4 protein-coding genes are annotated in these 5562 nt (G+C 38.6%); 2 read left to right on the top strand and 2 right to left on the bottom strand.

Annotation, left to right across the window (positions count from 1 at the left end; genetic code table 11):
• The coding region (locus WBJ10_RS05790; protein WP_424288582.1) for a SusC/RagA family TonB-linked outer membrane protein at positions 1-2064 on the top strand (2064 nt) is incomplete at its 5' end.
• Positions 2065-2081: 17 nt separating this feature from the next.
• A complete protein-coding gene (locus WBJ10_RS05785; protein WP_424288581.1) occupies positions 2082-3515 on the top strand; it encodes a RagB/SusD family nutrient uptake outer membrane protein in 1434 nt (477 codons plus the stop codon).
• Between the two features lie 206 nt (positions 3516-3721).
• Here WBJ10_RS05785 and bioD read toward each other — a convergent pair whose 3' ends face one another.
• Together bioD and WBJ10_RS05775 are read right to left on the bottom strand one after the other, a co-directional pair.
• Positions 3722-4336 carry a dethiobiotin synthase gene (gene bioD / locus WBJ10_RS05780; protein ID WP_424288580.1) on the bottom strand — a complete coding sequence of 205 codons (615 nt, stop codon included), beginning with the start codon at positions 4334-4336 and terminating at the stop codon, positions 3722-3724.
• Positions 4333-5454 (bottom strand): aminotransferase class I/II-fold pyridoxal phosphate-dependent enzyme, encoded by a 1122-nt coding sequence (locus WBJ10_RS05775; protein WP_424288579.1) that lies wholly within the window; start codon positions 5452-5454, stop codon positions 4333-4335. The genes bioD and WBJ10_RS05775 overlap by 4 nt, the downstream gene beginning before the upstream one ends.
• Positions 5455-5562: the final 108 nt, after the last annotated feature.

The raw sequence follows: 5562 nt of genomic DNA, 5'->3' as shown, positions 1-5562 counted from the left end.
GTTCAAACTGGAGAAACAAATTCTTACAACTTATCGGCTGCCGGCGGTGATGCCAAAACAAGATTCTTTGTAGGAGGGAATTTCAATAAAGAAAGTGGTTTTACGATCGGAAATGATTTGGCAAGATTATCTGGAAGGTTCAATTTTGATCATAATATATCAGAGAATATTAAGGTTGGAGTTAACTACAACTTATCCAGAGCTAATAGTGATAGAATAGGAGTAGAAAACAATACATTTGCTCCCCTTACATCATCTTATCTGCAGCTACCTTATGTAACACCTTTTGATGCTAATAATAACTTTGTAAATACCGGATTTATTCAAAATGTATTAGCCATCGAAGCGTTGAACATCAATGACTTCAATTTACAACGAAGTACCGGTAACGCGTTTGTTGAATTCAGATTTTTAAAAGATTTTAAGTTCAAGACTGACTTTGGTATAGATAACGTCCAAACTGAATCAAAAAGTAGAAGTGTTAATTTACTTGTCCCAGGCGGAACAGGTTTTAAGGATAACGAAAAGGATTACAAATGGTTAGCAACAAATACTTTGGATTATAACAAAGTTTTGAATAATCATACATTTGGTGGATTACTTGGTTATAGTTTTGAGACTTCCCGTAATGATTATATGTCAGTTGGCGGATCGGGTTTCGCCAGTGACAAATTGCCTAACGTTGGTTCCGCATCAACACCAACTACAACTTTCGCATCAGGCACGGAATGGGCGTTGGAGTCCCAATTTGCTAGATTAAGTTATAATTTTAAAAATAAGTATCTATTCCAAGGTTTAGGAAGAAGAGATGGTTCGTCTAGATTTGGAGAAAACCAAAAATTTGGTTTGTTTTATGCACTTTCCGCAGGATGGATTGTTTCTGAAGAAAGCTTTTTGAAAGATTCTGAGGTTATTAATAATTTAAAGTTTACCGCCAGTTATGGTACTTCTGGTAATGACCGAATTGGTAATTTCAGCTACCAGGAGCTTTTTGGAGGAGGTGTTGGAGCAGATTACAACGGAAATGCGGGATTAGTTCCTACTCAAGTACCGAACTCGGATCTTAGTTGGGAAGAGACGGCACAGTTTGACGTTGGCTTAAGTACTACTCTCTTTAACGTGTTTGACGTCGAAGCAAATTACTACATAAAAACAACAAATAGGTTGTTGGCTGCCGTCCCTTATCCTTACACTACAGGCTATACAAGTGCAACAATCAACGTAGGTGAAATGGATAATACAGGAATAGATTTACTTTTAACTTCCCGTAACATCAGTAAACCTAATTTTAACTGGACAACTTCGTTAAACATGGGATTTGTTAAGAATGAAGTGAAGTCATTACCTGTGAATAAAGATCCAGAAGGCAGGGATTTTTTGGTTGGCTCTGCCGCACAGAGAGCAATAGTGGGTGAAAGTCTGAACACATTTTACATGGTGAGGTATAAAGGGGTTAATCCAGCTACAGGGGATGCAGAATGGCTAACTAAGGATGGAGTCGCAACAACTACATATTCCCCTAACAATCGTGTTGTGGTAGGTAGCGCAATCCCTGATTTCACAGGTGGTTTTACCAATAATCTTAGCTATAAAGGCGTTGACCTTAATGTGTTCTTTAATTTTGCTTACGGAAATAAGGTGCTTATTGACGGTCTTAGATTTACTGAGAACGTAAATACCGCAGGATTTAACAAAAGCACAGATTTGTTAAATTACTGGAAGACAGCGGGTGACAATGCATTTGCTCCTAGATTGGGTAGTCCAACAGCAGCTAATTTCCAGCAGTTATCTACACTACAACTTCAAGATGGTTCGTACTTAAGATTAAAAACAGCGAGTTTAGGATATACAATTCCTTCAAGTTTAATAAATAGGAGCAAAATTTTAACTAACGCTCGTGTATATGTTTTAGGACAGAACTTAATCACAGTTAAAAATAAAGATTTTAGAGGTCCAGATCCTGAAGTTTCTGCAAATGGAGGTTCTAACTTAATATTAGGTGAATCCTTTTTCGCACTTCCTCAAGCGAGAACCCTCACTTTCGGAATTAACCTAGGATTTTAAGAAAAAAAACTAAAGAGATGAAAAAGAAATTAATTATATATTCAATTACAGGAGCATCATTATTTGGTTTTTCTGGATGTGAAAAAAAGCTTGATTTACAACCCGAACAAAGCTTGTCAGCCGAGGTGGCCTTAAGTTCTAAGGAAACAGCAACAAGTGCTTTATTAGGTGTTTATAGCTCACTACAAACATTAGAGGCATTCGGTGGGCAACCACAGATAATAGGGGACTACCAGGCGGACAACGTTTTGTTTGTCGGATCTTTCCCTACTCTGCAGGAAATTACAAATTATAATGTCATTTCTTCTAATGCTACTATTGAAACTATTTGGCTTGCGCACTACCGTGCAATATTAAGAGCGAATAAGATTATTGCAAAAGTTCCTGGAGTTGCGGATGTTTCTTATACAGACGCTCAAAGAAAGCAGGCTGTGGCTGAAGCTAAGTTTTTACGTGCACTAACTTATTTCCAATTATCAAATCTATTTTCCCAGCCATTTCAATTATCCGGTGGAACGAATCTTTCAGTTCCTCTTGTCCTTGAATCATTTGAAGGTGAAATTTCATTTCCAGCTCGTGCAACTCTAAATGATGTACAAAATCAGATAAAAAAGGATCTTACAGAAGCTATTGTGGACTTACCGGCATCTTACAGTTTACCAGCTGATACACGTGGGCGTGCAACAAAAGGTGCTGTCCAAGCTTTATTATCTCGAGTACATCTTTATAGAAATGATTGGGCTAATGCTGAGGCTTCTGCCAGACAAGTTTTAGCTTCGCCTTTATATGTCTTGGCTTCAAATTATTCGTTTTATGATGGGAATACACCAGAAGATGTATTCTCAATTCAAAATTCCGCTACTGATAATGGACGAACTGGAAGTGGTGGATGGGCAAGTTATTATCAACCAGCCGCCAAAGGTGGTCGTGGGGATGCGCCATTTTCGACTTCTTTAGTGGCAGCCTATAATGAAGAACCAGGAGACAAACGATTTACTTCATTAAATGCAACGGGTGCAGCAGCAGACGGTGTTTCCAGACCGTTTACATTGAAATTTCCCGATGCGATTAATAACACAGATAATTCACCTATTATAAGAACTACCGAAGTTGTTCTAAATTTAGCGGAAGCCATAGCGGAACAAAGAGGTATTAATTTAGAATCCATTACTTTAATAAATCAGTTGAGAACTCGTGCTGGACTTCCAAGCTGGACAATCGCAACTTTTCTAACTAAACCTGCTTTTATTGATGCGATTTTAAATGAAAGAAGAAAAGAGTTAGCTTTTGAGGGGCATAGAAGAATGGATTTGTTAAGAAAGGGCAAAGCTTTGAGAACGACTGGTCCTGAGGCTTCTAAAGCGACATTCGGAGGGAATTTTACAATTTTGCCTATTCCATTTCGTGAAATTGATCAGAACAAAGCCTTGGTTCAAAATCCAGGTTATTAATTAAAATTTAATGGACTCTCTCATTTGAGCGTGCATTTTTAAATTTGTATTTAGCATAGTATTTTTATCAATTAGGCTGTCACTAAAGGTGTTGACAGCCTAATTTTTTTTGTTCGTTTTGGTGGTATCGATAACCCTCTGGTGCAATTAAAATCGTTATGATTTCATCATAAATCAAAGTGCAAAAAGTTTTTAATAAGCGACATTTATCCAAAGGATATTGTTTTTGAGAATTCTGCTGAATTTCTTCTGTTTAGCTCTTCAAAAAAGGGAATTCGTATGATCCTTGTATTCAGGTGTTTTGAAATTATATTTTCTGAGCTTTTATTTTCATCTCCGCAGAATATAACCATCTTAAGGTCTATTTTTCTTGATTTTAAAATTTCAGCAGACATCAGCGTATGATTTATACTTCCTAAATAATGTTGTGATACCAGCACTACCTCTGCATCGAAAATCTTGATGAGATCTATCATCAGATCGGTATCATTCAACGGGACCAATAATCCTCCAGCTCCTTCAATAATCAATTGATTGTCTGTTTCTGGCAGTATTATGTTTGCAAGTTCAATTTGAATACCATCCAATTCAGCTGATTTGTGCGGTGAAAAAGGTTGTGAAAGGCGGTATGCTTCAGAATGAAATTTTGATTTCTTATTTGACACCAATTCTTTGACTTTATCGGTGTCAGTATAATCAAGATCTCCGGATTGTACAGGTTTCCAATAATCCGCCTGAAGGCTTTCAACCATGATAGCGGAGGCTACAGTTTTCCCGATACCTGTTCCTATTCCGGTAATAAAGATGGGGTTTTGTTTCAAAGTATGTTATTTAGTTTGTTACACAGGTTTGTTATTTCCGCTAACGAGTTGTGGTTATGCAGACAAATTCTCAATCGTTCAGCACCTTCTGGTACAGTCGGGCTAAGAATTGGCCGGACGTCAAAACCGGAATTTTGCAGTTCCTTCGCACTTTCTCTCACTTTAGCATTCCCGGGCACAATCAAGGCCTGAATTCCTGACCTGCTGGAAATACTATTTATATGCGAATCAAGTTTTGATTTGAAAAGCTGTATTCTCTCAATTAATTTGGACTGATGATCACCGGTTTGCAAGTAGGTGTAGGAAACTTTCACTGCAAGATGGTTCAGGAACGGCGAGGCCGTAGTGTATATGAACGATCTGGCAAAGTTTATCAGGTAAGAACGAAGTTGATTACTTCCGAGTACGGCGGCGCCATGAACACCAAGAGCTTTCCCAAAAGTAATAATGCGGGCTAAAATCCTTGATTCCAGTCCAAGCTCATCAATGAGCCCCCGGCCTTGCCGGCCAAAAACGCCCGTCGCATGAGCTTCATCGGCTATAATTGCTGCATTGTAGCGTTCCGCAAGATCACAGATTTCTTTCAGCGGCGCTTCGTCACCGTCCATGGAATAAACGGTTTCAATGGCTATGAAAATCCTCCCTTTTGCAAGTTTTAACTTTTCCTCCAGACTGTTCAGGTCATTATGTATAAACACGTAACGGGTAGCGTGGCTTAATCGAACACCATCGATTATAGAGGCATGAATGTACTGATCGCAGATAATCGTATCGCCACGCTGGGGGAGGCTTGAGAAAATTCCAATATTGGCATCATAACCGGAATTAAATAGGAGAGAGGCTTCCGAATTATGGAAACCAGCGATTTCAGATTCCAGTTCTTCGGTAAATTTATCATTGCCGGCAAGGAGCCTGGACCCTGTAGATCCTAAAAGGTACTCAGGGTATTTTTTAACTTCATGTTCATAAAGTGATTTTAACTCTGCTGACCGGGCAAAACCCAGGTAGTCGTTGGAGCAAAAATCTATAAGTGATGTTTCCTGCTTGAGCGTGCGCAAAGACTGCTTATTTTTCCGTTCCGCTAAGCTGGCAGAAATATATTCATTGATCGCCTTCAAGTTTTTTTTGTAAAAATAAGAAAAGCGGCCTGAAAGGCCGCTTTAAAATCATAGAAGAGATACTTATTTCATCCTGTTTCGCTGACCCTGTTGATTACGACGCGCCTT

The organism is Daejeonella sp. (genome assembly GCF_049655485.1).
Taxonomy (GTDB): Bacteria; Bacteroidota; Bacteroidia; order Sphingobacteriales; family Sphingobacteriaceae; genus Daejeonella.
The sequence above is the reverse complement of the archived record's forward strand: the minus strand, read 5'-3'. Positions and strand labels throughout refer to the sequence as shown.